Raw genomic sequence first — 24,437 nt, forward strand, 5'->3', positions numbered from 1 at the left:
ACAGTGACGGTAAAGGGGTGGACGCCTAAGGTCAAGCTGATTGGAAAAAAGATGCCGAATCCGGTCCGGGATGGAACGTCTCGATCGCCCCTCTTGCCCCAGAGGCATCTGTACTTCGTCACAGTTCGACGAGTAACGCACTCCGCTCAGACCTGCCGGGTGAGAATCATGACAGGCCTGATCGCCGCCTGAACGATCTTAATGGACGTGTCGCCCAGGAAAACCCGCCGCAGCGGCCCCGTCCCGCTGGAGGCGCAGACGATCAGCTCGCCCGGCTGCCACTGCGTGGTGCTCATGGCGTGACCCACGTTCCTGCCCTCCAGCACCTCCAGCTCCACCTGCACCCGCCGCCGCTGCCCCCTGGCCACCGCCTTCAGGTCGGCCGCGGCCTGCTCACGCAGCCGGAGCAGCATGTCCCGCTCGATCCTGGCCCTACGGCCGCTGCTGAGCACCAGCGTCACCAGCCGCAGCGGGACGTCCAGCGAGACCGCGGCCTGCGCGGCCTCCTTGACCGCGGCGTCGGCGCAGCGTCCGCGACGGTAGGCGAGGGTGACCCGCGCGAAGGCGGGCGGAGGCGCCTCCGCGTAGCCCTTGGGCGCGAGCAGCACCGGCACCGACGAGGAGTGCAGGAGCTGGTCGGCGGTGCTGCCGACCGAGATGCGCCCCTTGCCGCCGCGCGGCGCCGAGCCGATCACGACGACGTCCGCGCCGAGCTTGCGGGCCAGGTCCACCAGGCCGCGCCCGCTGCCCCTGTGGGTCTGCGCGACGCAGTCGGCGTCGTCGCCCGCCAGTTGGCGGGCCTGCGCCAGGGTGGCGGCGGCCTGCTCCCTGAGGTAGGCGCTCCAGGCGCTCTGGTCGGCCCTGGCGGGCCCCGGTGCGGTCCAGACGGGCGGTTGGATGGTCGCCACGGTCAGGCGCGCCTGGGCCTGCCTGGCGAGCAGCACGGCCAGCACCAGCCCGTCGCGGCCCCGCGGCTCGGGGATGGCCCCGGCCAGGACGTTGTCGATCTTCATCAGGACACCTCGGCATTCAGCCGCGAGTGGCGATAGCCGTACAGGAAGTAGCAGGCGAGGCCCACGAGCATCCACAGCCCGAACGCCGCCCATGTGACGGAGGCGAGCCCGGCCATCACGACGACGCAGAACACCGCGCCGAGCACCGGCGTGACGGGGAAGAGCGGCGTGCGGAAGCTGCGCGGCAGCTCGGGGCTGCGGTAGCGCAGGACGAGCACGCCGACGTTGACGATCCCGAACGCGAACAGGGTGCCGATGCTCGTGGCCTCGGCGAGCTGGCCGAGCGGCACCAGCCCGGCGAGCACGCAGATGAACACGGCGACGATGAGCGTGTTGGCGACCGGCACCTGGTGGCGCGGGTCGACCTTCTGGAACACGCGCGGGATCAGCCCGTCGCGCGACATCGCGAACAGGATGCGGGTCTGGCCGTAGATGACGGTGAGCACCACGCTGGCGATCGCGATGACCGCGCCGAAGGAGATGACGAGGCCCGGCCAGCTGGCGCCGCTGGCGAGGTCCACGATGTACGACAGGCTCGCCTCGGTGCTGCGCGGGTTGAACTGGGTCCACGGCATGGCCCCGATGGCGGCCACGGCGACCAGGACGTAGATGAGCGTGACGATGGCCAGCGAGAGGATGATCGCCAGAGGCAGGTCGCGCCTGGGGTTCTTGGCCTCCTCGCCCGCCGTGGACGCGGCGTCGAAGCCGATGTAGGAGAAGAACACCTGTGAGGCCGCCGCCGTCACGCCTGCGATCCCCATCGGTGCGAAAGGCGTGAAATTTCCGGACGTGAACGCGGTGAAGGCCACCACGCAGAAGAACCCCAGCACCGCGATCTTGATGAGCACGAAGACCGCGTTGGCCGTCGCGCTCTCCGAGGCTCCGCGCAGCAGCAGCCAGGTGGCCAGCGCCACGATCACGATCGCCGCGACGTTGACCACCCCGCCGTCCTGCCCCGGGGACCGGGTGATCGCGTCGGGCAGGGTGAAGCCGAACAGGCTGCGCAGGAACGCGTTCAGGTACTCGCCCCACCCCACGGCGACGGCCGCGACCGACACCGCGTACTCCAGCATGAGACACCATCCGCACACCCACGCGACGATCTCGCCCAGCGTGGCGTAGGCGTAGGAGTAGGACGAGCCGGACACCGGGATCGTCCCGGCCAGCTCGGCGTACGACAGCGCGGAGAACAGCGCCGTGATGGCGGCCAGCACGAACGACAGGACCACGGACGGCCCCGCCTTGGGCACGGCCTGGCCGAGGATGACGAAGATCCCGGTGCCGAGCGTCGCGCCGACGCTGAACAGCGTGAGCTGCCACAGCGACATCGTGCGGCGCAGCTCGCCGCCCTCGCCGTGGCCGCCCTCGGCGATGATGCGCTCGGTGGGCTTGGTCCGGAAGAGGCGTTCGGCCAGGGCCACTGGACACCCCCTACAGCGTGCTGGTGAGCGGCCACCTGGCGTTGGGCGTCACGATCGTTCCCGCCGCGCCCTCGAGGATCTGCTCGGCCTGGTCGAGCCGGCCGATGGCGGCCATGTCGCCGGTCGTCTCCACGAACCGGCAGACCGCTTCCACCTTCGGCCCCATCGAGCCCGCGGGGAAGTCGATGGCGCGAAGCTCGTGCGGGGTGGTGTTGGCGATCTCGCTCTGGCCAGGGGTGCCGAAGTCGCGCATGACGCGCGGCACGTCCGTCAGGATCAGGAACGCGTCGCACTCCAGCGCCTCGGCCAGCATGGACGCGGTGAGGTCCTTGTCGATGACCGCCTCGACCCCCGTCAGCCGTCCCTGGGCGTCGCGGATGACCGGCACGCCGCCCCCGCCCGCGCAGACCACGACGACGCCCTCGCGCACCGACCTGCGGATCAGCCGGGTCTCCACCACGCGCTGCGGCGCGGGGGAGGGCACGACCCGCCGCCAGTACTCGCCGTCGGCCCTGACCGTCCAGCCGTACTCCTTGGCCAGCTTCTCGGCCTCCTGCTGGTCGTAGACCTGGCCGACGAACTTGGTCGGGTTCTCGAAGGCCGGGTCGACGGCCGACACCAGGGTCTGCGTGACCATGGCCATGACCTGCCTGCCGGGCAGCGCGTTCTGCAGCGCCTGGAGGATCCAGTAGCCGATCATGCCCTGCGTCGCGGCGCCCAGCGTGTCGAACGGGTACGGCCTGGTCAGGTTGGGGTCGGCGGTGCTCTCCAGCGCCAGCATGCCGACCTGCGGCCCGTTCCCGTGCGTGATGATCAGCTCGTGCTTCTCGGCCAGCTTGGCCAGCGTCTTGACCGACTCGGCCACGTTGCCGACCTGCAGTCTCGCGTCCGGCTTCTGCCCGCGTCTGAGCAGCGCGTTGCCCCCCAGCGCGACGATGACCCGCATGCGGCTCCCCTCTCAGATGCCGTCGCGCTCGAGGGGGCAGCTCATGCAGCGCGGGCCGCCGCGCCCTCTGCCCAGCTCGCTGCCCCGGATCGTGATGACCTCGACGCCGTTGTCGCGCAGGAAGTTGTTGGTGGTCGTGTTGCGCTCGTAGGCGACGACCACGCCCGGTTCGACGGCCAGCACGTTGCAGCCGTCGTCCCACTGCTCGCGCTCGGCGGCGTAGACGTCCTGGGTGGGGGTGAGCACCGTGACGTCGTCGAGGTCCAGCGCCCGCGCGATGGCTCTGTGCATGTCCTGCGGGGGATGGTCGGTGACCTTGACCTCCTTGTCGTTGTCGCCCGGCTCGATCGTGTACGACGGCAGCATGCCCAGGCCCGCGTACTTGGTGAACACGCCCACGTCCACCATCGTCATCACGGTGTCGAGGTGCATGAAGGCGCGCGCCTTCGGCATCAGCAGCGCCACGATCTTCCGCGCCGAGCCGGCCCTGAACATCCGCCGGGCCAGCATCTCGATCGCCTGCGGCTGGGTGCGCTCGCTCATCCCGACCAGGACGGCGCCGCGCCCGATGACCAGCACGTCGCCGCCCTCCAGGGTGGCGGGCGCGACCGACTGCCCGGGCATCCAGACGCGGAAGCCGCCCGGCCCCTGATGGTCGAAGCCGCCCGCGAACGTCGGGTGGAACTCGTAGACGGCCTCCATGTTCACCGTCTCCCGCATGCGGGCCTTCTTCTTCATCGCGTTGATCGACACCCCGTCGTACACCCAGCAGGACGTGTCGCGGGTGAACAGGTGGTTCGGCAGCGGCGGCAGGACGAAGTCGTCGTCGGGGATGGAGTGGTAGGCCATCGACTTCGGGTCGCAGCCCATCGCGACCAGTTCGCGCCTGGTGATGCCGCCCGTCAGGTACGTCTGCAGCGTCTTGGAGTCCAGGGCGTCGAGGGTGTTGCGGATGTCGTCCACGGCCAGGGGGCCCATGAACCGCTCGTCGATGATCGCGTCGAGGATGTGCTTGCGCGCCTCGGGGATGTCGACCGTCTCGACGATCAGGTCGGCCAGCAGGTGGACGCGGACGCCGCGGGCCTCCAGCACCCGCTGGAACTCCTCGTGCTCCTCGACCGCCCGCTGCACCCAGAGGACGTCGTCGAAGAGGAACTCGTCCGTGTTCGTCGGGGTGAGCCGCTTGAGCGCCAGGTCCGGCCGGTGCAGGAGGACCTGGTGGAGCCTGCCCACCTCGGAATCGACATGGAAGGTCATGGTCTGTCTATCCCCTCCCAGACGTGGACGTCACGCGGTCCGTACTCCCCGCGCGTCGCCTTCATCCAGATGTAGACCGGCACCCCGACGAGCAGCATCAGGGTGCCGCCGAGCACCGCCTGCGCGCCCGAGCCGTAGGCCATCCAGAACGCGAACAGCAGCGCGATCACGGAGATCGTGGTGTCGCGGGCCAGCCTGCGGCCCTGGACCCGCCGGGCGCCGGTCACCAGCCAGGACAGCTGCGCCGCGGCCGAGAAGAAGTACGGGATCACTGTGGTGAAGGAGGCCAGCAGCACGATCGTGTCGAAGGCGTTCTGGGAGGTGTAGCCGGTCAGCAGCATCAGCGAGGCCAGCGTGGTGCCGATCAGGATGCCGGTGTAGGGGGCGCCGCGCCGGGTCAGCCTGGCGAAGGCGGGGGGGAACATGCCGTCCCTGGCCGCGGCCATCGGCATCTCCGCCGCCAGCAGCGTCCAGCCGTTCAGGGTCCCGATGCCGGAGATGGTCGCGCACGCGGCCATGACCAGCCCGCCCGCCAAGCCGCCGAACATCTGGTTGAGCGCGTCGGCGAACGGCGCGGCGGAGTGGACGAGCTGCTGGTGCGGGACGGTGCCCATGACGACGACGGTGCTGAGGACGTAGAGCACGGCGCACGCCGAAACGCCGAGGATGCTGGCCCTGCCGACGTCGCGGGCCGGGTCCCTCATCCGTGAGGCGGCGACGGCGGCGCTCTCCACGCCCGTGTAGATGAACAGCGCGACCGCGCCCGCCATGGAGACGGCCCTGACCCAGCCGGCGCCGGTGGCGTTGAAGGGGCCGAAGTTGTCGGCGCTGAGGAAGAACAGCCCGACGACGGCGACGAACAGCAGCGGCACGAACTTCAGGATCGTGGTGACGACCTGGAAGACGGCCATGTCCCGGATGCCCATCAGGTTGACCACGGCCGGGATCCAGAGGCCGGCCAGCCCGATCGCGATCGCTGCGGCCACGCCGCTCACGTCCTGCCTGAACATCTGCTGGATGAGGTAGCGCGCATAGCCGGTCCAGGCCACGGCGACGGCGGCGTTGCCGATCCACGCCGTCAGCCAGAACGACCAGGCGGTCCAGAAGCCGGTGAACTCGCCGAACGCGTCACGCGCGTAGACGTAGGGGCCGCCGCCCACCGGGATGCGCGCGCCGAGCCTGCCGAAGACCAGGGCCATCGCGACCGCGCCGGCGGTCACGAGGGCCATGGCCACCAGGCTCAGCACGCCGAACACGGCCAGCGCGGAGGGCAGCAGGAAGATGCCGATTCCGACGACGTTGCCGATCACCAGCGCCATCGCCGCGCCGAGGCCGAACCCGCCGGGGGCTGGGGAGACCCGCGCACGCGCCGCGGCGGTCATGCCGCCCGCCGGTGGTCGCGCTTGTCCCATGCGTGCCCCCGTCCCCCGAACGCCGCGGGCGGAACCGCCTGCGACTCACGGGGACGTGCCCTGCACGAAAGGGGTCAATCCGGCCTTTGGCGGGAAATTTACCTGATCACGGGATGTGGCAGGGCCTCGGGTGAACCGGTCGGCAGCAGCGTCAGCGCGAACGCCCCCAGGGTGACCGCGACGAGCGGTTTTATGCCCTTTTGGCGGGTTTTGCCAATTTCGAGACGTCTCCTCGCCAGGGGCGGAACGTTCCGCGCACGCCACGTCACCGCACCACCGGGCCTGTCCTGTTGTGGCTGGTAGGCCCTGGTACTCTGTGTGCCGACCAACACCCTTTAAGACCCGTCCTGTGAGGCGGGAAAGGCGGTGAGATCTCTCATGTCCGTTTCCAGGGCCGTACTCGAAGGCCCGGACATCCACCGGGCGCTGACCCGCATCGCACACGAGATCCTCGAACGAACCAAGGGCGCCGACGGCGTCGTCCTCCTCGGCATCCCCACCCGCGGCGCCACCCTGGCCCACCGGCTGGCCGAGCGCATCGAGCAGTTCGAAGGGATCAAGATCCCCGTCGGCTCGATCGACATCACCATGTACCGCGACGACCTCCGGCTCAAGCCCGCCAGGCCCCTCGGCCGCACCGAGCTCCCGCCCGACGGCGTCGACGACCGGATCGTGGTGCTGGTCGACGACGTCCTGTTCTCGGGCCGCACCGTCCGCGCCGCCCTCGACGCGCTCAGCGACCTCGGCAGGCCGATCGCCGTGCAGCTCGCCACGCTGGTCGACAGGGGCCACCGCGAGCTGCCCATCCGCGCCGACTACGTCGGCAAGAACCTGCCCACCGCCAAGAGCGAGAAGGTCAAGGTCTACCTGCGCGAGACCGACGGGCGCGACGCCGTGCTGCTGATGAAGGAGTCCGCCAAGTGAACCGTCACCTGATCTCCGCGGGCGACCTCGCCAAGGACGACGCCCTGCTCATCCTCGACACCGCCGAGGAGCTGGCGAGAGTCTCGGAACGTTCCATCAAGAAGCTCCCGACCCTGCGCGGGCGCACCGTGGTCAACCTGTTCTTCGAGGACTCCACCCGCACCCGCATCTCCTTCGAGGCCGCGGCCAAGCGGCTCTCGGCCGATGTGATCAACTTCTCCGCCAAGGGCTCCAGCGTGTCCAAGGGCGAGTCGCTCAAGGACACCGCGCTGACGCTGGAGGCGATGGGCGCCGACGCGGTGGTCATCCGGCACGGCGCGTCCGGCGCGCCGCACCGCCTGGCCACCTGGGTGCACGGCAGCGTCGTCAACGCGGGCGACGGCACTCACGAGCACCCCACGCAGGCGCTGCTCGACGCCTTCTCCATGCGCCGCCGCCTCGGCGGCCTCGACGGCCGCAGGGTCGCGATCGTGGGCGACGTCCTGCACAGCCGGGTGGCCCGCTCGAACGTGCTGCTGCTGCACACGCTCGGCGCCGAGGTCACCCTGGTCGCACCGCCCACCCTGATGCCGGTCTCGGTCGACACCTGGCCGTGCGCGGTCTCCTATGACCTCGACGCGGTGCTGCCCAAGTCCGACGCGGTGATGATGCTGCGGGTGCAGAAGGAGCGGATGAACGCCGCCTACTTCCCCAGCGAGCGCGAGTACTCCCGCCGCTACGGCCTCGACCGCGACCGCTTCGCCAAGATGCCGGACGACGCCATCGTGATGCACCCCGGGCCGATGAACCGGGGCATGGAGATCGCCGCCGAGGTGGCCGACTCCCCGCGCTCGACCATCGTCGAGCAGGTCGCCAACGGCGTGACCATCCGCATGGCCGTCCTGTACCTGCTCCTCGGGGGAGAGACCGCACAGTGAGCGAGCGAAACGAGCGAACGATGATCATCAGGAACGTCCGCGTCCTGGGCGGCGAGCCGGCCGACATCCGCATCGCCGACGGCGTCATCGCCGAGATCGGCCCCGGCCTCCAGGGGCCGGGCGACCAGGGGCTGGGTGACGTCGTCGACGGCGGCGGCGCGATCGCCCTGCCCGGCCTGGTCGACCTGCACACCCACCTGCGCGAGCCGGGCCGCGAGGACGCCGAGACCGTCCAGACCGGCACCCAGTCGGCCGCCCGCGGCGGCTACACCGCCGTGCACGCCATGGCCAACACCTCGCCCGTCGCCGACACTGCCGGGGTGGTCGAGCAGGTGTGGCGGCTCGGCCGCGAGTTCGGCCACTGCGACGTGCAGCCGGTCGGCGCCGTCACCGTCGGCCTGGAGGGCAGGCAGCTCGCCGAGCTGGGCGCGATGGCCGACTCCGCCGCCGGGGTCCGGGTCTTCTCCGACGACGGCAAGTGCGTGTCCGACGCGGTGCTGATGCGCCGCGCCCTGGAGTACGTCAAGGCGTTCGACGGCGTCGTCGCCCAGCACGCCCAGGAGCCCAGGCTCACCGAGGGCGCGCAGATGAACGAGGGCGTGGTGTCCGGCAGGCTGGGTCTGACCGGCTGGCCCGCCGTCGCCGAAGAGGCCGTCATCGCCCGCGACTGCCTGCTGGCCGCGCACGTCGGCTCCCGCCTGCACGTCTGCCACGTCTCCACCGCCGGCTCCGTCGAGATCATCCGCTGGGCCAAGTCCAAGGGCTGGAACGTCACCGCCGAGGTCACGCCGCACCACCTGCTGCTCACCGACGAGCTGGTCGAGGTGTCGCCGGTCGGCGCGTACAACCCGATCTACAAGGTCAACCCGCCGCTGCGCACCCGCGAGGACGTCGAGGCGCTGCGCGCCGCGCTGGCCGACGGCACGATCGACGTCGTCGCCACCGACCACGCCCCCCACCCGGTCGAGGACAAGGAGACCGAGTGGTCGGCCGCGGCCATGGGCATGGTCGGCCTGGAGACCGCGCTCAGCGTGGTTCAGGAGGCCATGGTCGACACCGGGCTGCTCGACTGGCAGGGTGTCGCCGAACGCATGTCGTACCTGCCCGCCCGCATCGGCCGCCTCTCCGCTCATGGGCAGCCCCTGGAGGTGGGCGCCCCGGCCAACCTCACCCTCTACGACCCGTCCGTCCGCACTCAGGTGGATCCTTCCGGCTTCGCGTCCAAGAGCAGGAACACGCCCTACGAGGGCATGACACTGCCCGGCCGGGTAACGGCGACGTTCCTGCGTGGCAAGGCCACCGTCCTCGAAGGGAAGCTGGTGTGAATCAAGCGGTGCTCGTCCTGGAAGACGGGCGTGTCTTCCACGGAACCCCCTATGGCGCCGAAGGGGAGACGTTCGGCGAGATGGTCTTCAACACCGGCATGACCGGCTACCAGGAGACCCTCACCGACCCCTCTTACCACCGCCAGATCGTCGCGATGACGGCCCCGCACATCGGCAACACCGGCGTCAACGACGAGGACCCCGAGTCGGGTCGCGTCTGGGTCGCCGGGTACGTCGTGCGCGAGCCGTCGCGCGTGGTCTCCAACTGGCGCGCCAACCGCTCGCTCGACGACTATCTCAAGGAGCAGGGCGTCGTCGGCATCGCCATCGCCGGCACCCGCGCGCTCACCCGCCACCTGCGCGAGCGCGGCGCGATGCGCGCGGGCATCTTCACGGCCCCGTCCGAGCCGGTCGAGAACCTGGTCGAGCGGGTACGTCAGGCGCCGCCGATGGAGGGCGCCGACCTGGCCGCCGAGGTCGCCACCGACGAGCCGTACGTCGTGCCGGCCATCGGCGCGAAGCGGTTCACCGTGGCCGCCGTCGATCTCGGCATCAAGGGCATGACGCCGCACCGGATGGCCGAGCGCGGCTGCGAGGTGCACGTCCTGCCGGCCACCGCCACGTTCGAGCAGATCATGGCGGTCCGCCCCGACGGCGTGTTCTTCTCCAACGGGCCGGGCGACCCGGCCACCGCCGACGTCTCGGCGCTCCGCGCGGTGCTGGAGGCCCGGGTGCCGTTCTTCGGCATCTGCTTCGGCAACCAGCTCTTCGGCCGCGCCCTCGGGCTGTCCACCTACAAGCTGCGCTACGGGCACCGGGGGGTCAACCAGCCGGTCCAGGACGTCCGCACCGGAAAGGTGGAGATCTCGGCGCACAACCACGGCTTCGCCGTCGAGGCGCCGCTCGGCGGGCCGTTCGAGACCCCGTACGGGCCCGCCGAGGTGAGCCACGTCAACCTCAACGACCGCTGCGTGGAGGGCCTGCGCCTGATCGACGGCCGCGCCTTCAGCGTCCAGTACCACCCCGAGGCCGCCGCCGGGCCGCACGACGCCGCCTATCTCTTCGACGAGTTCTGTGAGGTCATGAGCCGTGCCCAAGCGTGAGGACATCAGGTCGGTCCTGGTGATCGGCTCCGGGCCGATCGTGATCGGGCAGGCCTGCGAGTTCGACTACTCCGGCACCCAGGCCTGCCGGGTGCTCCGCGACGAGGGCTTCCGCGTGATCCTCGTCAACAGCAACCCGGCGACGATCATGACGGACCCCGAGTTCGCCGACGCCACCTACGTCGAGCCGATCACCCCCGAGTACGTCGAGAAGATCATCAGCAAGGAGCGGCCCGACGCGCTGCTGCCGACGCTGGGCGGCCAGACCGCGCTCAACACCGCGGTCGCCCTGCACGAGGCGGGCGTCCTGGAGAAGTACCAGGTCGAGCTGATCGGCGCCGACTTCGACGCGATCCAGGCGGGGGAGAACCGCGAGCGGTTCAAGGAGATCGTCGCCAAGGTCGCCCGCGAGCACGGGCTGAACGCCGAGTCGGCCCGCTCGGCCATCTGCCACACCATGGACGAGTGCCTGACCGCCGCCACCGAGCTGGGCTACCCCGTGGTGGTGCGGCCGTCGTTCACCATGGGCGGCGCCGGGTCCGGGTTCGCCCACGACGAGGCCGACCTGCGGCGCATCGCCGGCGCCGGGCTCGACGCCTCGCCGACCACCGAGGTGCTCCTGGAGGAGTCGATCCTCGGCTGGAAGGAGTACGAGCTCGAGGTCATGCGCGACAAGGCCGACAACGTGGTCATCGTCTGCTCCATCGAGAACATCGACCCGATGGGCGTCCACACCGGCGACAGCGTCACCGTCGCGCCCGCGCTGACCCTGACCGACCGCGAGTACCAGAACATGCGCGACGTCGCCATCGCGGTCATCCGCGAGGTCGGCGTCGACACCGGCGGCTGCAACATCCAGTTCGCCGTCGATCCGCGCACCGGGCGCATGATCGTCATCGAGATGAACCCGCGGGTGTCGCGGTCGAGCGCGCTGGCGTCCAAGGCCACCGGCTTCCCGATCGCGAAGATCGCCGCCAAGCTGGCCATCGGCTACACGCTCGACGAGATCCCCAACGACATCACCCGCGAGACGCCCGCGAGCTTCGAGCCGACGCTCGACTACATCGTGGTCAAGGTGCCGAGGTTCGCCTTCGAGAAGTTCAGGGGCGCCGACCAGACCCTCACCACGCACATGAAGTCGGTCGGCGAGGCCATGGCCATCGGCCGGTCCTTCCCCGAGGCGCTGCAGAAGGCGCTGCGGTCGATGGAGAAGAAGGGCTCGTCGTTCTCCTGGGCCGGCGACGTCGCCGGCAAGGAGGAGCTGCTGGAGGCGTGCCGCACCCCGCACGACGGCCGGCTGCGCACCATGCAGCAGGCCATCAGGGCGGGCGCCACCCCCGCCGAGCTGTACGAGGCCACCAGCGTCGACCCGTGGTTCCTCGACCAGCTCTACCTGCTCGACGAGGAGGCCCGGGCCCTGCGCGACGCGCCCGAGCTGGGCCCCGACGTGCTCGAGCGGGCCAAGCGCCACGGCTTCAGCGACGTCCAGATCGGCGAGATCCGCGGCATCGACGAGGCCCGCGTCCGCGACCTGCGGCACGCGCTCGGGCTGCGTCCCGTCTACAACACCGTCGACACCTGCGCCGCCGAGTTCGCCGCCAAGACCCCGTACCTCTACTCCACCTACGACGAGGAGACCGAGGTACCCGGCGGCGATCGGCAGAAGGTCATCATCCTCGGCTCCGGGCCGAACCGGATCGGCCAGGGCATCGAGTTCGACTACGCCTGCGTGCACGCCTCGTTCGAGCTGTCGCGGGCCGGGTTCGAGACCGTCATGGTCAACTGCAACCCCGAGACCGTCTCGACCGACTACGACACCTCCGACCGGCTCTACTTCGAGCCGCTCACCCTGGAGGACGTCCTGGAGGTCGTCTACGCCGAGCAGCAGACCGGCCCGGTCGCAGGCGTGATCGTGCAGCTCGGCGGGCAGACGCCGCTCGGGCTCGCGCAGGCGCTCAAGGACGCGGGCGTGCCCGTCGTCGGCACCTCGCCCGAGTCCATCCACCTGGCCGAGGAGCGCGGCGCGTTCGGCCGGGTGCTGGCCCAGGCGGGCCTGCCCGCGCCCAAGCACGGCACCGCCACCACCGTCGCCGAGGCGCTCCAGGTCGCCGAGGAGATCGGCTATCCGGTGCTGGTGCGCCCGTCGTACGTGCTCGGCGGGGCCGGCATGGCCATCGTCTACGACGACCAGACCCTCGCCACCTACATGGCCGCCCAGGAGGGCGGCCACCCGGTGCTGGTCGACAAGTTCCTGGACGAGGCGATCGAGATCGACGTCGACGCGCTGTTCGACGGCGAGGAGCTCTACCTCGGCGGCGTCATGGAGCACATCGAGGAGGCCGGCATCCACTCCGGCGACTCGGCGTGCGCGCTGCCGCCGATCACGCTCGGCGGCCACGACATCAAGCGCATCCGCGCCGCCACCGAGGGCATCGCCCGCGGGGTGGGTGTGCGCGGGCTGCTGAACGTCCAGTACGCGATGTCGGCGGGCGTCCTGTACGTGCTGGAGGCCAACCCGCGGGCCAGCCGCACCGTGCCGTTCGTGTCCAAGGCGACCGCCGTGCCGCTGGCCAAGGCGGCGGCCCGGGTGATGCTCGGCGCGTCCATCGCCTCGCTGCGGGCCGAGGGCATGCTCCCGGCCACCGGCGACGGCGGCACGCTGCCGCTGGAGGCGTCCATCGCGGTCAAGGAGGCGGTGCTGCCGTTCAACCGGTTCCGCGGCGTCGACATCGTGCTCGGCCCCGAGATGCGCTCCACGGGCGAGGTCATGGGCATCGACGAGTTCTTCGGCGTCGCCTACGCCAAGTCGCAGGCCGGCGCGTACGGAGAGTTGCCCACCAGCGGGCGCGCGTTCGTGTCCGTGGCCAACCGCGACAAACGGGCCATGATCTTCCCTGTGCGGGCGCTGGCCGACCTCGGCTTCGAGATCCTGGCCACCGAGGGCACGGCAGAGGTGCTGCGCCGCAACGGTGTCCATGCCAAGATCGTGCGAAAGCAGAGCGAGGGAACCGGGCCGGGAGGTGAGCCCACGATCGTGCAGTGCATCCTCGACGGCGAGGTCGACCTGATCGTCAACACGCCGTTCGGCAGCCCCGGGCAGTCGGGGCCGCGGCTCGACGGCTACGACATCCGCACCGCCGCGGTGCTGCGCGGCGTCCCGTGCATCACCACGGTCGCCGGGCTGGCCGCCGCCGCGGCGGGCATCCAGGCCATCGTGCGGGGCGACGTCGGCGTACGGTCCCTCCAGGAGCACGCGCAGGCACTTCGGGGCTAGCTCCCGCAGGAGGTGAAGAAGACTGGCCGGCACTCCGGTGCAGGTGACGGGCACGGTGCTGACGACGCGCCGGGTCGACGCCTACCATGCGCTGACGGTGGTGGCGCCCGGCATCGCCGAGCGCTACCGTCCCGGCCACTTCGTCTCGGTGGCGATCGGGGGAGCCCGGACGTCGATGGTGACACGCCGCGCGCTCGCCATCCACGACGTCAAGGCCGACTACGGCGGCACGGTGGAGCTCGTCTTCACCGTGCGCGGCCCCGGCACCTCCTGGCTGGCCGAGCGCCGCGCCCGCGACACGCTCGACCTCGTCGGGCCGCTCGGGCGTCCCTTCCCGCTGCCGCGCGACCCCGCGCACTGCGTCCTGGTCGGCTCCGAGTACGGGTCCGCCGTGCTGTTCCCGCTGGCCGACCAGCTCATGGAGCGCGGCTGCCGGGTGGACTTCGTGCTCGGCGGGGCCAGCGCCGACCGCGTCTTCGGCGCCATGCGGGCCAGGCGCATGGCCGAGACCACCACCCTGACCACCGAGGACGGCTCGCTCGGGCTGCGCGGCAAGGTGACGGACGCGCTGCCGTCCGTGGTGGCCGACACCCGGGCCGACGCCGTCTACGCGTGCGGGCCCATGGAGACGCTGCGGGCGGTGACTGCGGTGGGAATCGAGTTCGACATCCCCGTGCAGGTGGCGGTGGAGGAGGCGATGGCCTGCGGGATCGGGGTGTGCATGACGTGCGTGCTGCCGGTCATCGGCGACGACGGGGTGACCACGATGGTCCGCGCCTGCGCCGAGGGGCCGGTGTTCAGGGGGGAGCGGGTGCGGTTCGAGGACGTAGGAACGATCCCGTTCGACGCCCTGGGCGCCCCCGGAGGCGGTGCTCGCCATGCGGGCTGACCCACCCGCGCTCGTCTCCCGTCCATCCGAAGGGTCGGCTGCCTCCGGGGAGCGCGTGGCTGCGCGCGCTCGGGGGGTGGGGTGACGTGTCAGTGGATATGCGGACTTTTCTGGCGCACGTCGAGCTGGCCAACCCGATCACCACCGCCGCCGGCTGCGCCGCCTCCGGCCGGGAGCTCGCGCAGTTCTTCGACCTGCACCGCCTCGGCGCCCTCGCCACCCGCTCGATCACCATGGCACCCCGCGCCGGACGTCCCACGCCGCGCATGGCCGAAACCCCCTCGGGGATGCTCAACGCGGTCGGCCTCCAGGGGCCGGGCATCGAGGCGTTCCTGGAGCGCGAGCTGCCCTGGCTGGCCCAGCGCGGCATCAGGACCATCGTCTCGGTCGGCGGCGGCACCGTCGCCGAGTACTCCGAACTGGCCCGCAGGCTGGCCGACGCGCCCGGCGTCACCGCGCTGGAGGTCAACCTGTCCTGCCCCAACATCGAGGACCGCGGCCGTGTGTTCGCCCGCGAAGGCAGCGCGGCGGCCGAGGTGATCGCCTCGGTGCGGTCCATCATGCGCTACGACGTCCCGGTCGTCGCCAAGCTCGCCCCCGACGTGGCCGACATCGTCTCGGTCGCCAGGGCCTGCGTGGACGCGGGCGCGGACGCCCTCTCCATGATCAACAACCCGCTGGGCATGGCCATCGACACCGAGTCGCTGCGGCCGTCGCTGGCCGCGGTCACGGGCGGGCTCTCGGGGCCCGCGATCCTCCCGCTCGCCGTCCGGTGCGTGTGGCAGGTCCACGCCGCGCTGCCCGGCGTGCCGCTGATCGGCGTCGGCGGCGTGATGACCGGCCGCGACGCCTTCCAGCTCATCCTGGCGGGCGCCTGCGCCGTCGGCGTGGGCACGGCGCTGTTCCACGACCCCTACGCGTGCCTGCGCATCGAGCGTGAGCTCGAGGACCTGCTCCAGGCGCGCGGCTTCCAGCGGCTGGCCGACGCCGTCGGCCTGGCGCACCGCCCGCCGGGGAGCGCCCCCCGGCACCTGCTCGTCGACTCCGAGGAGAGCTCGCCTTGACGCTCGCACCCATCGCCGTCGCCCTCGACGCCCCCGACCTGGAGACCGCCGCCAGGTGGGCCGGGCTGGTGACTCCGCACGTCAGCACGGTGAAGGTAGGGCTGGAGCTCTACCTGCGCTACGGCCCGGACGTGATCGCCTCCGTCAAGGGGGCCAGCGGCGTCCAGGTGTTCCTGGACCTGAAGCTGCACGACATCCCCAACACGGTCGCAGGGGCCGCCAGGGCCGTCTCCCGGCTGCGCCCGGCCATCCTCACCGTCCATGCCACCGGGGGGCCCGCCATGATCCGCGCGGCCGTGGACGCGGCCCCGCACACCCAGATAGCCGCCGTGACGGTCCTCACGTCCCTGTCGGAGGCGGACCTCGACCGCATCGGCCTGGCGGGCCCGGCCGACGACGCCGTCCGGCGGCTGGCGGCCATGTCCGTGGAGTCGGGGGCGACCGCGCTGGTCTGCTCTCCCCACGAGGTGGCGGCCGTGCGCGCGGAGGTGGGCCCCGGCATCACCCTGATCACCCCGGGCGTTCGCCCTGCGGGCACCGACAGCCAGGACCAGGCCCGCGTGGCCACCCCGGAGCAGGCCGTGGCCGACGGGGCCGACCTCCTGGTCATCGGCCGCCCCATCACCGCCAGCCCCGACCCGGGAGCCACGGCCGCCGCCATAGCCGCCTCCCTCCGCCGCACCACACCGTCCTAGGCCGCCGTCCCGCGCGCTCAGGCTCCGGCGTCGTGGACGGCCGGAGCCGCCGGAGGCGACCCCGCGGGCGGCGGATCGTCCCGGGAAGGCGCTGAGCTCCCGGGAAGGCGCTGAGCCCGTCTCGTCCTCCGTGGTCCGTCGCCGATGTCCTCCGTCATGAGGCGCGTCATGAGGCCCGCGGTGAGGGCCTTCGGCCTGCGCCGTCGGCGTGCCGCTCGCTGTCGCGGGCGTGCATGCGTACGCGCGCCGGGTTGCGGCGGGACGGACGGCTGCCGGCCGTTCGCGGGAGCGGACGGCTGTGCCTGGAGTGTGCGCGGCGGGCGGGACGCCGGATCGGTCGCGAGCGGGGCCGGGGGTGCCGTGCGCACGCGTCAGAAGCCGTAGCGGCGAAGCCAGGCGTTGGCGGCCTCGCCGGTGGCGCCGTCCCGCGCCGTACAAGATCCACAATACCCCACGTGCGGACCCCGCGAAACGGCGGAATCCCCGCTCCAGCAAGGGTTTCGGACTCCGCGACGGCACGGTTTCGGACGACTGCTGCCGACGCGGCGACGATCTCCACGGTAGCCGTTCGGTGCCCGACGCGCGGCAATACGAAGCGGGAAGTGAGGGCGATTTGATCAGCAGTAGGTAGTTTTACGGTCACGGAGAGTGATGAAGTGGACTTTGTGATGAGAGAAACCGCCATTGACGTTGCTTAGGGGGCGATGACCAGCTAGTTTCCCTTCCCGTCCGAGTACATCGACAGAAATTCGAGGTGACCCGGCGTGGCTCTTCCTCCCCTGACCCCTGAGCAGCGCGCCGCAGCCCTGGAGAAGGCTGCCAAGGCCCGTAAAGAGCGTGCCGAGGTCAAGAACCGGCTCAAGCATGGTGCGGTTTCTCTGGCTGAGGTGCTCAAGGATGGGCAGACCGACGACGTCATCGGCAAGATGAAGGTGTCGGCGCTTCTGGAGTCGCTCCCTGGCGTGGGCAAGGTCCGCGCCAAGCAGCTCATGGAGCGGCTTGCCATCGCCGAGTCCCGCCGCGTGCGGGGTCTCGGTGCGAACCAGAGGGCCTCCCTCGAGCGCGAGTTCGGTGGCAACGAGAGCTAGTCTCGGTTCCACACGAAAACGCGGGTTCAAACGGGGGGTAGGAAGTGACCGACAGGTCCCGGTCCGGCAGTGTTAGGGCCTACGAGGCAGTTGGGCCTGGAACGAAGGTCGGCGACTTCCTCCCCTCGAGCGAGCGACGGCTGACGGTCCTGTCCGGGCCGTCAGGCGTCGGCAAGTCCACGGTCGTCGCCGAGCTCCGGCGGGCACACCCCGAGGTGTGGCTGTCGGTCTCGGTGACCACCAGGCGACCCCGGCCCGGCGAGGTGAACGGGGTCCACTACTACTTCGTCGACGGCGCCGAGTTCGACCGGCTGGTCCAGGCCGGAGAGCTGCTCGAGTGGGCGGAGTTCGCGGGCAACAGGTACGGCACGCCACGCGAGCCGGTCCAGGAGAAGCTCGCCGGGGGCGTCCCCACGCTCCTGGAGATCGACCTCGAAGGCGCCAGGCAGGTGCGGCAGAGCATGCCCGACGCCCTGCTGGTGTTCCTGGCTCCCCCTAGCTGGGAGGAGCTCGAGAAGCGGCTGCGCGGACGCGGCACCGAGCCTGAGGACGTCATCGCGCGCCGCCTGGCCGCGGGGCGTGTCGAGATGGCGGCCGAGGAAGAGTTCGACCTCTCGCTGGTGAACACGAGCGTCCAAGAAGTGTGCGCCCGGCTGATAGCCTTGATGACTGACCCTCAGGGGGTCACGACAACCACCAACCGGGAGGTCTGACAATCGTGGCAGGAATCGCCCCCGCCGCAGAGGGCATCACCAACCCTTCGATCGACTCGCTGCTCGACATCGTCGACAGCAAGTACTCCCTGGTGATCATGGGCGCCAAGCGGGCTCGCCAGATTAACGCCTACTACTCCCAGCTCGGCGAGGGCCTGCTGGAGTACGTCGGGCCGCTGGTCGAGACGCACGCCCAGGAGAAGCCGCTGTCCATCGCGCTGCGCGAGGTCTCCGAGGGCCTGCTCAACGCCGAGCCCATCGAAGGCGCGGTCTGACCCCTTCGATGAAGGTCGTCCTGGGTGTCAGCGGCGGCATCGCCGCCTACAAGGCGTGTGAGCTGCTGCGCCTGTTCACCGAGTCCGGGCATGAGGTGCGGGTCGTCCCGACCCGCGACGCGTTGCGGTTCGTGGGCGAGCCCACCTGGGCCGCTCTGTCGGGCAACCCGGTGACGACCGAGGTGTGGGAGAACGTGCACGAGGTGCCCCACGTGCGCATCGGCCAGCAGGCCGAGCTCGTCGTGGTGGCGCCCGCGACGGCCGACGTCCTTGCCAGGGCCGCCCACGGGCTCGCCGGCGACCTGCTCACCAACACCTTGCTGACTGCGCGCTGCCCGGTGGTGTTCGCGCCCGCGATGCACACGGAGATGTGGCAGCACCCGGCGACCCGCGCGAACGTCGCGACCCTGCGCGAGCGCGGCGCCGTCGTGCTCGACCCCGCCGTCGGGCGTCTCACCGGCGCCGACACCGGCCCCGGGCGGCTGCCCGACCCCGCCGAGATCTTCGAGGTGTGCCGGCGGGTGATGCGGGGGAGCCCGCGCGACCTCACCGGGCGCAGGGTGGTCGTCTCCGCGGGCGGCACCCGCGAGGCCATCGACCCGGTCCGGTTCATCGGGAACCGGTCGTCCGGGCTGCAGGGGTACGCCCTGGCTCGTACGGCTGTGGCGCGGGGGGCCGAGGTGACCCTCGTGGCCGCCAACGTCGAGCTGCCCGATCCGGCCGGGGCCAAGGTGGTGCGGGTGGAGTCCACGGCGGAGCTGCGTGAGGCGGTGCTGGCCGCGTCCGCCCACGCCGACGTCGTGGTCATGGCGGCGGCCGTGGCCGACTTCCGGCCCGCGACGTCACACGACTCCAAGATCAAGAAGACGGATGGGGAGCCCGAGCCCATCCATCTGGCCAAGAATCCGGACATCCTCGCCGAGCTCGGCGAGCGCCGCAGGGCCGCCGGAGCCGGGGCGTCCGCGAAGGCTGAAGCGGGCCCGCAGGCCGGAGCGGACGCGAGAGCCGGGGTGCACTCCCAGGCCGGAGCGCCCGCTGAGGGGGGCGCGCCGCCGCAGGGCGAGGCGCAGGTGGTCGCCGGGCCCCGGGTCATCGTCGGGTTCGCGGCCGAGACCGACGACGTGCTCGCCAACGGCCAGGCCAAGCTCGCCCGCAAGGGGTGCGACCTCCTCGTCGTCAACCAGGTCGGGCGCGGGCTCGCGTTCGGTACGCCCGACAACGCGGCCACCGTGCTCGTCGCGGGAGGGGAGCCGGTCGAGGTGCCGCGCGGCCCCAAGGAGGACGTCGCCGACGCCGTCTGGAACCTGGTCGCCGGCCGCCTCGCCTGACCGGCCCCGACGATCACCCCGGCCGCCTTGTCCGACCGGCCTGAACGCCCCCTCTGCCATGTGCGGCTTTCGGCGTGCCGTGGTCGCGCGTGACCACGACACGCGGCTCGCTCTCGTCACTCTGCGTCGGCCGATCCACCAGGTCCTTCTCCGTCCCCCCGGCCGGCTGATCGCTTTGAGGTGAGTCGTACCAGATCGACTGTTGCGACAAGCCCGGATGCCTGCTGATACTGGGCTCGAAGGGGGACGGAATGCCGGTGAGTTCCGCTGTCAGGGATCGTTGCAGGACGCTGCTCGGAGGCCAGGGGGAGATCAGGTACGTCTTCCCCGCGGTGTCCATGGGGCCGCCGGGGGCCGCGAACTTCCTGGTCGTGGTGACCGACAGGGCCATCTCGGTCCTCGCCACCAGGACGCTCAGGAGCGACCGCCCGGTCTCGGTGCACGTGACGTTCCCGCGCCACACCAGGCTCGGGCCGATCATGCCGGGCCCGGTCATCGAGCTGGGGGTGATGGCGTTCGAGTTCGACGAGGAGTACGCCGCGGTCGTCGCGGCCGCCGACGCGGAGATCTTCGCGCCGGAGACCCTGCCTCCCGATCCACTCCCCGATCTTTGAGAAAGGGATCTTTAATAAAGTCGGATAGCGGATGGTTTCGCGACTTGGCGGCCGGTAGGGCTAGACTTCGGCGAGGCCCTGGCGTGTCCTGCCCGTCCGAGCCGCACATCCGTCAGCAGCCGCTGCATGAGGAGCCACTGAGTTGTCACGTCGCCTGTTCACCTCCGAGTCGGTCACAGAAGGCCACCCGGACAAGATCGCCGACCAGATCAGTGACGCGATTCTCGACACGATGCTCAAGGACGACCCCAAGAGCCGGGTCGCCGTCGAGACGATGATCACTACCGGCCAGGTCCACGTCGCAGGCGAGGTCACGACCGAGACCTACGTCGACATCCCCGGCGTCATCCGCGAGAAGATCCTTGAGATCGGCTACGACGCCTCGCACAAGGGCTTCGACGGCGCCTCGTGCGGCGTGTCGGTGTCCATCGGCGCTCAGTCGCCCGACATCGCCCAGGGCGTCGACGACGCCTATGAGCACCGCGTCGACGGTGACATCGACGAGCTCGACCGTCAGGGCGCCGGCGACCAGGGCCTGATGTTCGGCTACGCCTGCCGCGAGACCCCCGAGCTGATGCCGCTGCCGATCATGCTGGCCCACCGGCTGGCGCAGCGCCTGTCGGAGGTCCGCAAGTCGGGCACGGTTCCGTACCTGCGCCCCGACGGCAAGACGCAGGTCACCATCGAGTACGACGGCGACACGCCGGTCCGGCTCGACACGGTGGTGGTCTCCACCCAGCACGCGGCCGAGATCGACCTCGCCGAGATGCTGACGCCCGACATCAAGGAGCACGTGGTCGACCCGGTGCTCGCCGGCCTCGACATCGACACCGAGGGCTACCGGCTGCTGGTCAACCCGACCGGCCGGTTCGAGATCGGCGGCCCGATGGGCGACGCCGGCCTCACCGGTCGCAAGATCATCATCGACACCTACGGCGGCATGGCGCGGCACGGTGGCGGCGCCTTCTCCGGCAAGGACCCGTCCAAGGTCGACCGTTCCGCGGCCTACGCGATGCGCTGGGTGGCCAAGAACGTGGTGGCCGCGGGGCTGGCCGACCGCTGCGAGGTGCAGGTCGCCTACGCCATCGGCAAGGCGCAACCGGTCGGGCTGTTCGTCGAGACGTTCGGCACCGAGAAGGTGCAGGTGGAGAAGATCCAGGAGGCCGTGCTCCAGGTCTTCGACCTGCGCCCGGCTGCGATCATCCGCGATCTCGACCTGCTGCGTCCGATCTACTCCGAGACCGCCGCGTACGGCCACTTCGGCCGTGAGGGCTTCTCCTGGGAGTCCACCGACCGCGCCGAGGCGCTGAGGGCCGCCGCCGGTCTGTGACATTCACCCCTACAGGTGCCGCGTCCCGCTGATGGGATGCGGCATCTGTGCTTTTCCCGGAAGTGCTTTCACCCCGAAGATCCCTATAACGTGGATCAGTCCGCGCCTATCGTCGAGGTAGGCAGACGCGTTCGAGGGACTGGGACCATGCCATGGCGTGCCACGCTGCCCACCGCGACGACCAGCTTCGTGGGACGCCGCCAGGAGATCGCCGACGTCCGGCGGATGCTCCAGCGCAGCCGGCTCGTCACCATCACCGGCATCGCCGGGGTGGGCAAGACCCGCGTGGCCGTCCGGGCGGCGCAGCTGATGCGGCGGGCCTTCACCGACGGCGTGCACTTCGTCGAGCTGGCCGGGCACAACGACCCCGAGCAGGCCGTAGCCCAGGCCCTTGAGGTCACCGGCGACCTGGCGGGGCACCTGGCGGAACGCAGGCTGCTGCTGGTGCTCGACACCTGCGAGCACCTGACGGAGGAGTGCTCGGCGCTGGTGCAGGCGCTGCTGCCCGCCGCGCCGGGCCTGCACGTGCTGGTGACGAGCAGGCACGCGCTGCGCGCCCCCGGGGAGCACTCGGTCATCGTCAGGCCGCTGGCCGTGCCGGGGGCCGAACCGTCGGCCGATCTCGCACACGTGGAGTCGGTGGCGCTCTTCCTCGACCGGGTCACGGCCGTCGAGGCGTCCTTCGAGCTGACCGGGCAGAACGCGCCGCACGTGGCGGAGCTCTGCCGCCGCCTGGAGGGCATCCCGCTGGCCATCGAGCTGGCCGCCGTGCGCGTCAGGCTGCTGCCCGTCGAGCGGCTGCTGAAGCTCATGGACGAGGGCGGACCCCTCGGCCCGGCGGACGGGCGCAGGGGCAGGCACTCGACCATGCAGGCCGCGATCGCCTGGAGCCACGACCTGTGCACGCCCGCGGAACGCCTGCTGTGGGAGCGGCTGACCGTCTTCGCGGGCACGTTCGATCTCGCGGCGGCAGAGCTCGTCTGCTCGGACGAGGCGCTGCCCGACCCCCAGGTGTATCCCACGCTGGCGGCCCTGGTGGAGAAGTCCATCGTGAACAGGGAGCCCGACCGCGAGCGCACCCGGTACCGGATGCTCGGCAGCGTCCGCGAGTTCGCCGCCGCCCGCCTTGACGGCACCGCGGAGGCGGACCGGCTGCGGGTCCGCCACCGCGACCACTACGCGGCACTGGCCAGAACGTTCGGCAGCGACAGCGGCGAACACGACGGCGGCGAACGCGACGGGCGTGAACGCGACGGGGGCGAACGCGACGGGGGCGAACACGACAGGGTGGAGGAGGTCGCGCGGATCAGGGCCGACTGGCCCAACTTCAGTGCCGCGCTGGAGTCCTACGCGGCCGACCCGGAGAGCCGCGAGCGCGGCCTGGAGATGAGCCTGCGCCTCGGGTACCTGTGGATGTTCGGCGGCATGGCCGGGTACGGCAGGCGCTACCTGGAACGGCTGCTGCCCGTCACCCAGGGCTCCGGCCCGGTGCGGCTCGGCGCCTGGCTGCAACTGGCCCACCTGGCGCTCGGGCAGGGCGACCTGCCCGCCGCACGCAGGGCACTGGACGAGGCCGAGGAGCCCGCGGCCCGCCTGGGGGCGCTCGGCGGGCTGCACACGTCCAAGATGCTTGGCACGCTGAGCTTCTGCGAGGGCGACCTGGAGGCCGCCGAGCGGCACCTGCGCGAGAGCGTCGAGGGGCTGGCGCCGCGCGGCGGGATGTTCCTGCGCAACGCCACCGTCGAACTCGGGCTCACGCTGCTGCTCGCGGGGCGCACCGGCGAGGCGGACGAGGTGCTCACCCGGGCCCGCGCCCTCAGCCTGGAGGCGGGCGACGGCGGTACGGCGGCGTGGGCGGAGCTGGCGCTCGCGCTGGTCCGCCGCCTGTGCGGGGAGCTGGAGGCGGCGCAGGAGATGGCGCGGGCGGCGCTGCGCACCCAGGCGTCGCTGCAGGCCACGTTCGGCCGCGCGTTCTGCGTCGAGGTGCTCGGCTGGCTGGCCGCCGACCAGGGTGACCCGTCGCGCGCGGTGCGGCTGCTCAGCGCGGCGCACCGGCTGTGGGGGTACGAGGTGAACCCGCTGTTCGGCTCGCCGTACTTCGCGGCCGAGGGCGCCCGCTACCACCGGGAGCTGCGCGCGGCGCTCGGCGCCCAGTACGCCAGGGAGGCCGAGGCGGGCAGAGCCATGCCCGCGGAGGAGGCGATCGCCTACGCGCTGTCGTCCGGCCCTGGCCAGGACGAGACGGCGGATGTGTCGATCTGGGCGCCGCTCACCCCTCGCGAGACGGACGTGGCCGAACTGGTCGCCGACGGGCTGACCAACCGGCTCATCGCGCAGCGCCTGGTCGTGGCCCGCCGCACAGTCGACACGCATGTGGAGAACATCCTCACCAAACTCGGCTTCTCCGGACGCAGCCAGATCGCCGCCTGGGTGATCAGGCGACGGCGGCCCGGCGCCCTCCGGAGGGAGGAAGCATGACGGGACGGGCGAAGGGCAACCTGCCCGCCGAGTACAGCAGCTTCGTCGGACGCGCGTCCGAGGTGGCCGAGGGCCTGGCCGCCCTCTCGGAGAGCAGGCTGCTCACCGTCACGGGCCCCGGAGGGGTGGGCAAGAGCAGGCTGGCCGCCAGGATCGCCAGGCAGTCCAGGCGGCGCTTCCCCGGCGGCCTCTGGTACGCGGAGCTGTCGTCCGTGACCGGGGAGCGGGCGCTGGTCGGGCAGGTGGCGGGCGCGCTCGGCAGGCCGGAGGTCAGCACGTCCGAGGGTCGTCATCTTGGTGTCGAGGCCCAGCTTGGCCAGCGGGAACGCCGACCCGCCGAAGTGGGCGTGCTTGGTGGCCGGGTTCTCGAT

21 protein-coding genes are annotated in these 24,437 nt (G+C 71.3%); 16 read left to right on the top strand and 5 right to left on the bottom strand.

The window, feature by feature from the left end:
• Positions 1-146: 146 nt before the first annotated feature.
• Genes ABZ297_RS25990 through ABZ297_RS26010 form a run of 5 tightly spaced genes read right to left on the bottom strand, consistent with a single transcriptional unit; the run spans position 147 to position 6,049 of the window.
• Positions 147-1,013 (bottom strand): universal stress protein, encoded by an 867-nt coding sequence (locus tag ABZ297_RS25990; protein WP_355350933.1) that lies wholly within the window; start codon positions 1,011-1,013, stop codon positions 147-149.
• Positions 1,013-2,434, bottom strand: a complete 1,422-nt coding sequence (locus ABZ297_RS25995) for an amino acid permease (RefSeq protein WP_355350935.1) — start codon at positions 2,432-2,434, stop codon at positions 1,013-1,015. Before ABZ297_RS25995 ends, ABZ297_RS25990 begins: the two co-directional genes overlap by 1 nt.
• Positions 2,435-2,444: 10 nt before the next feature.
• Positions 2,445-3,380 carry a carbamate kinase gene (gene arcC, locus ABZ297_RS26000; RefSeq protein WP_355350937.1) on the bottom strand — a complete coding sequence of 312 codons (936 nt, stop codon included), beginning with the start codon at positions 3,378-3,380 and terminating at the stop codon, positions 2,445-2,447.
• A 12-nt stretch (positions 3,381-3,392) separates the two neighbouring features.
• Positions 3,393-4,637: an arginine deiminase gene (locus tag ABZ297_RS26005; RefSeq protein WP_355350939.1), complete on the bottom strand. Its 1,245-nt coding sequence runs from the start codon at positions 4,635-4,637 to the stop codon at positions 3,393-3,395.
• Positions 4,634-6,049 carry an amino acid permease gene (locus tag ABZ297_RS26010; protein WP_355350941.1) on the bottom strand — a complete coding sequence of 472 codons (1,416 nt, stop codon included), beginning with the start codon at positions 6,047-6,049 and terminating at the stop codon, positions 4,634-4,636. Before ABZ297_RS26010 ends, ABZ297_RS26005 begins: the two co-directional genes overlap by 4 nt.
• A gap of 378 nt (positions 6,050-6,427) precedes the next feature.
• Here ABZ297_RS26010 and pyrR point away from each other — a divergent pair, with 378 nt between their 5' ends.
• The 16 genes from pyrR to ABZ297_RS26090 all read left to right on the top strand — a co-directional run.
• The gene (pyrR, locus tag ABZ297_RS26015; protein WP_355350943.1) at positions 6,428-6,973 is read left to right on the top strand and encodes a bifunctional pyr operon transcriptional regulator/uracil phosphoribosyltransferase PyrR; all 546 of its coding nucleotides are present in this window, start codon (positions 6,428-6,430) and stop codon (positions 6,971-6,973) included.
• Entirely contained in the window at positions 6,970-7,890 is a 921-nt protein-coding gene (locus ABZ297_RS26020) for an aspartate carbamoyltransferase catalytic subunit (protein WP_355350945.1), read from the top strand. Before pyrR ends, ABZ297_RS26020 begins: the two co-directional genes overlap by 4 nt.
• 20 nt (positions 7,891-7,910) lie before the next feature.
• Positions 7,911-9,215 carry a dihydroorotase gene (locus ABZ297_RS26025; protein ID WP_355350947.1) on the top strand — a complete coding sequence of 435 codons (1,305 nt, stop codon included), beginning with the start codon at positions 7,911-7,913 and terminating at the stop codon, positions 9,213-9,215.
• Complete coding sequence (carA, locus tag ABZ297_RS26030) at positions 9,212-10,318, top strand: glutamine-hydrolyzing carbamoyl-phosphate synthase small subunit (RefSeq protein ID WP_355350949.1); 1,107 nt, start codon at positions 9,212-9,214, stop codon at positions 10,316-10,318. Before ABZ297_RS26025 ends, carA begins: the two co-directional genes overlap by 4 nt.
• Positions 10,305-13,592: a carbamoyl-phosphate synthase large subunit gene (gene carB / locus ABZ297_RS26035; protein WP_355350951.1), complete on the top strand. Its 3,288-nt coding sequence runs from the start codon at positions 10,305-10,307 to the stop codon at positions 13,590-13,592. Before carA ends, carB begins: the two co-directional genes overlap by 14 nt.
• A gap of 22 nt (positions 13,593-13,614) precedes the next feature.
• Positions 13,615-14,481: a dihydroorotate dehydrogenase electron transfer subunit gene (locus ABZ297_RS26040; RefSeq protein WP_355350968.1), complete on the top strand. Its 867-nt coding sequence runs from the start codon at positions 13,615-13,617 to the stop codon at positions 14,479-14,481.
• 98 nt (positions 14,482-14,579) lie between these two features.
• A complete protein-coding gene (locus ABZ297_RS26045) occupies positions 14,580-15,545 on the top strand; it encodes a dihydroorotate dehydrogenase (RefSeq protein WP_355350953.1) in 966 nt (321 codons plus the stop codon).
• Positions 15,542-16,240 carry an orotidine-5'-phosphate decarboxylase gene (gene pyrF / locus ABZ297_RS26050; RefSeq protein ID WP_355350955.1) on the top strand — a complete coding sequence of 233 codons (699 nt, stop codon included), beginning with the start codon at positions 15,542-15,544 and terminating at the stop codon, positions 16,238-16,240. Before ABZ297_RS26045 ends, pyrF begins: the two co-directional genes overlap by 4 nt.
• 764 nt (positions 16,241-17,004) lie before the next feature.
• Positions 17,005-17,328, top strand: a complete 324-nt coding sequence (gene mihF / locus ABZ297_RS26055; RefSeq protein ID WP_020541698.1) for an integration host factor, actinobacterial type — start codon at positions 17,005-17,007, stop codon at positions 17,326-17,328.
• Positions 17,329-17,468: 140 nt separating this feature from the next.
• Positions 17,469-18,041: a guanylate kinase gene (gmk, locus tag ABZ297_RS26060; RefSeq protein ID WP_355350970.1), complete on the top strand. Its 573-nt coding sequence runs from the start codon at positions 17,469-17,471 to the stop codon at positions 18,039-18,041.
• A gap of 5 nt (positions 18,042-18,046) precedes the next feature.
• Entirely contained in the window at positions 18,047-18,316 is a 270-nt protein-coding gene (rpoZ, locus tag ABZ297_RS26065; protein WP_214327606.1) for a DNA-directed RNA polymerase subunit omega, read from the top strand.
• An 8-nt stretch (positions 18,317-18,324) separates the two neighbouring features.
• Positions 18,325-19,644 carry a bifunctional phosphopantothenoylcysteine decarboxylase/phosphopantothenate--cysteine ligase CoaBC gene (gene coaBC, locus ABZ297_RS26070; protein ID WP_355350958.1) on the top strand — a complete coding sequence of 440 codons (1,320 nt, stop codon included), beginning with the start codon at positions 18,325-18,327 and terminating at the stop codon, positions 19,642-19,644.
• A 251-nt stretch (positions 19,645-19,895) separates the two neighbouring features.
• The gene (locus tag ABZ297_RS26075; RefSeq protein ID WP_355350960.1) at positions 19,896-20,258 is read left to right on the top strand and encodes a hypothetical protein; all 363 of its coding nucleotides are present in this window, start codon (positions 19,896-19,898) and stop codon (positions 20,256-20,258) included.
• Positions 20,259-20,400: 142 nt separating this feature from the next.
• Complete coding sequence (metK, locus tag ABZ297_RS26080) at positions 20,401-21,588, top strand: methionine adenosyltransferase (RefSeq protein ID WP_355350962.1); 1,188 nt, start codon at positions 20,401-20,403, stop codon at positions 21,586-21,588.
• A 147-nt stretch (positions 21,589-21,735) separates the two neighbouring features.
• Positions 21,736-24,066 carry a LuxR C-terminal-related transcriptional regulator gene (locus ABZ297_RS26085; RefSeq protein WP_355350964.1) on the top strand — a complete coding sequence of 777 codons (2,331 nt, stop codon included), beginning with the start codon at positions 21,736-21,738 and terminating at the stop codon, positions 24,064-24,066.
• A partial coding sequence (locus tag ABZ297_RS26090; RefSeq protein WP_355350966.1) for an AAA family ATPase occupies positions 24,063-24,437 on the top strand: 375 nt, incomplete at its 3' end. The genes ABZ297_RS26085 and ABZ297_RS26090, both read left to right, overlap by 4 nt.

This window comes from Nonomuraea sp. NPDC005983 (assembly GCF_040614375.1).
Classification (GTDB): domain Bacteria; phylum Actinomycetota; class Actinomycetes; order Streptosporangiales; family Streptosporangiaceae; genus Nonomuraea.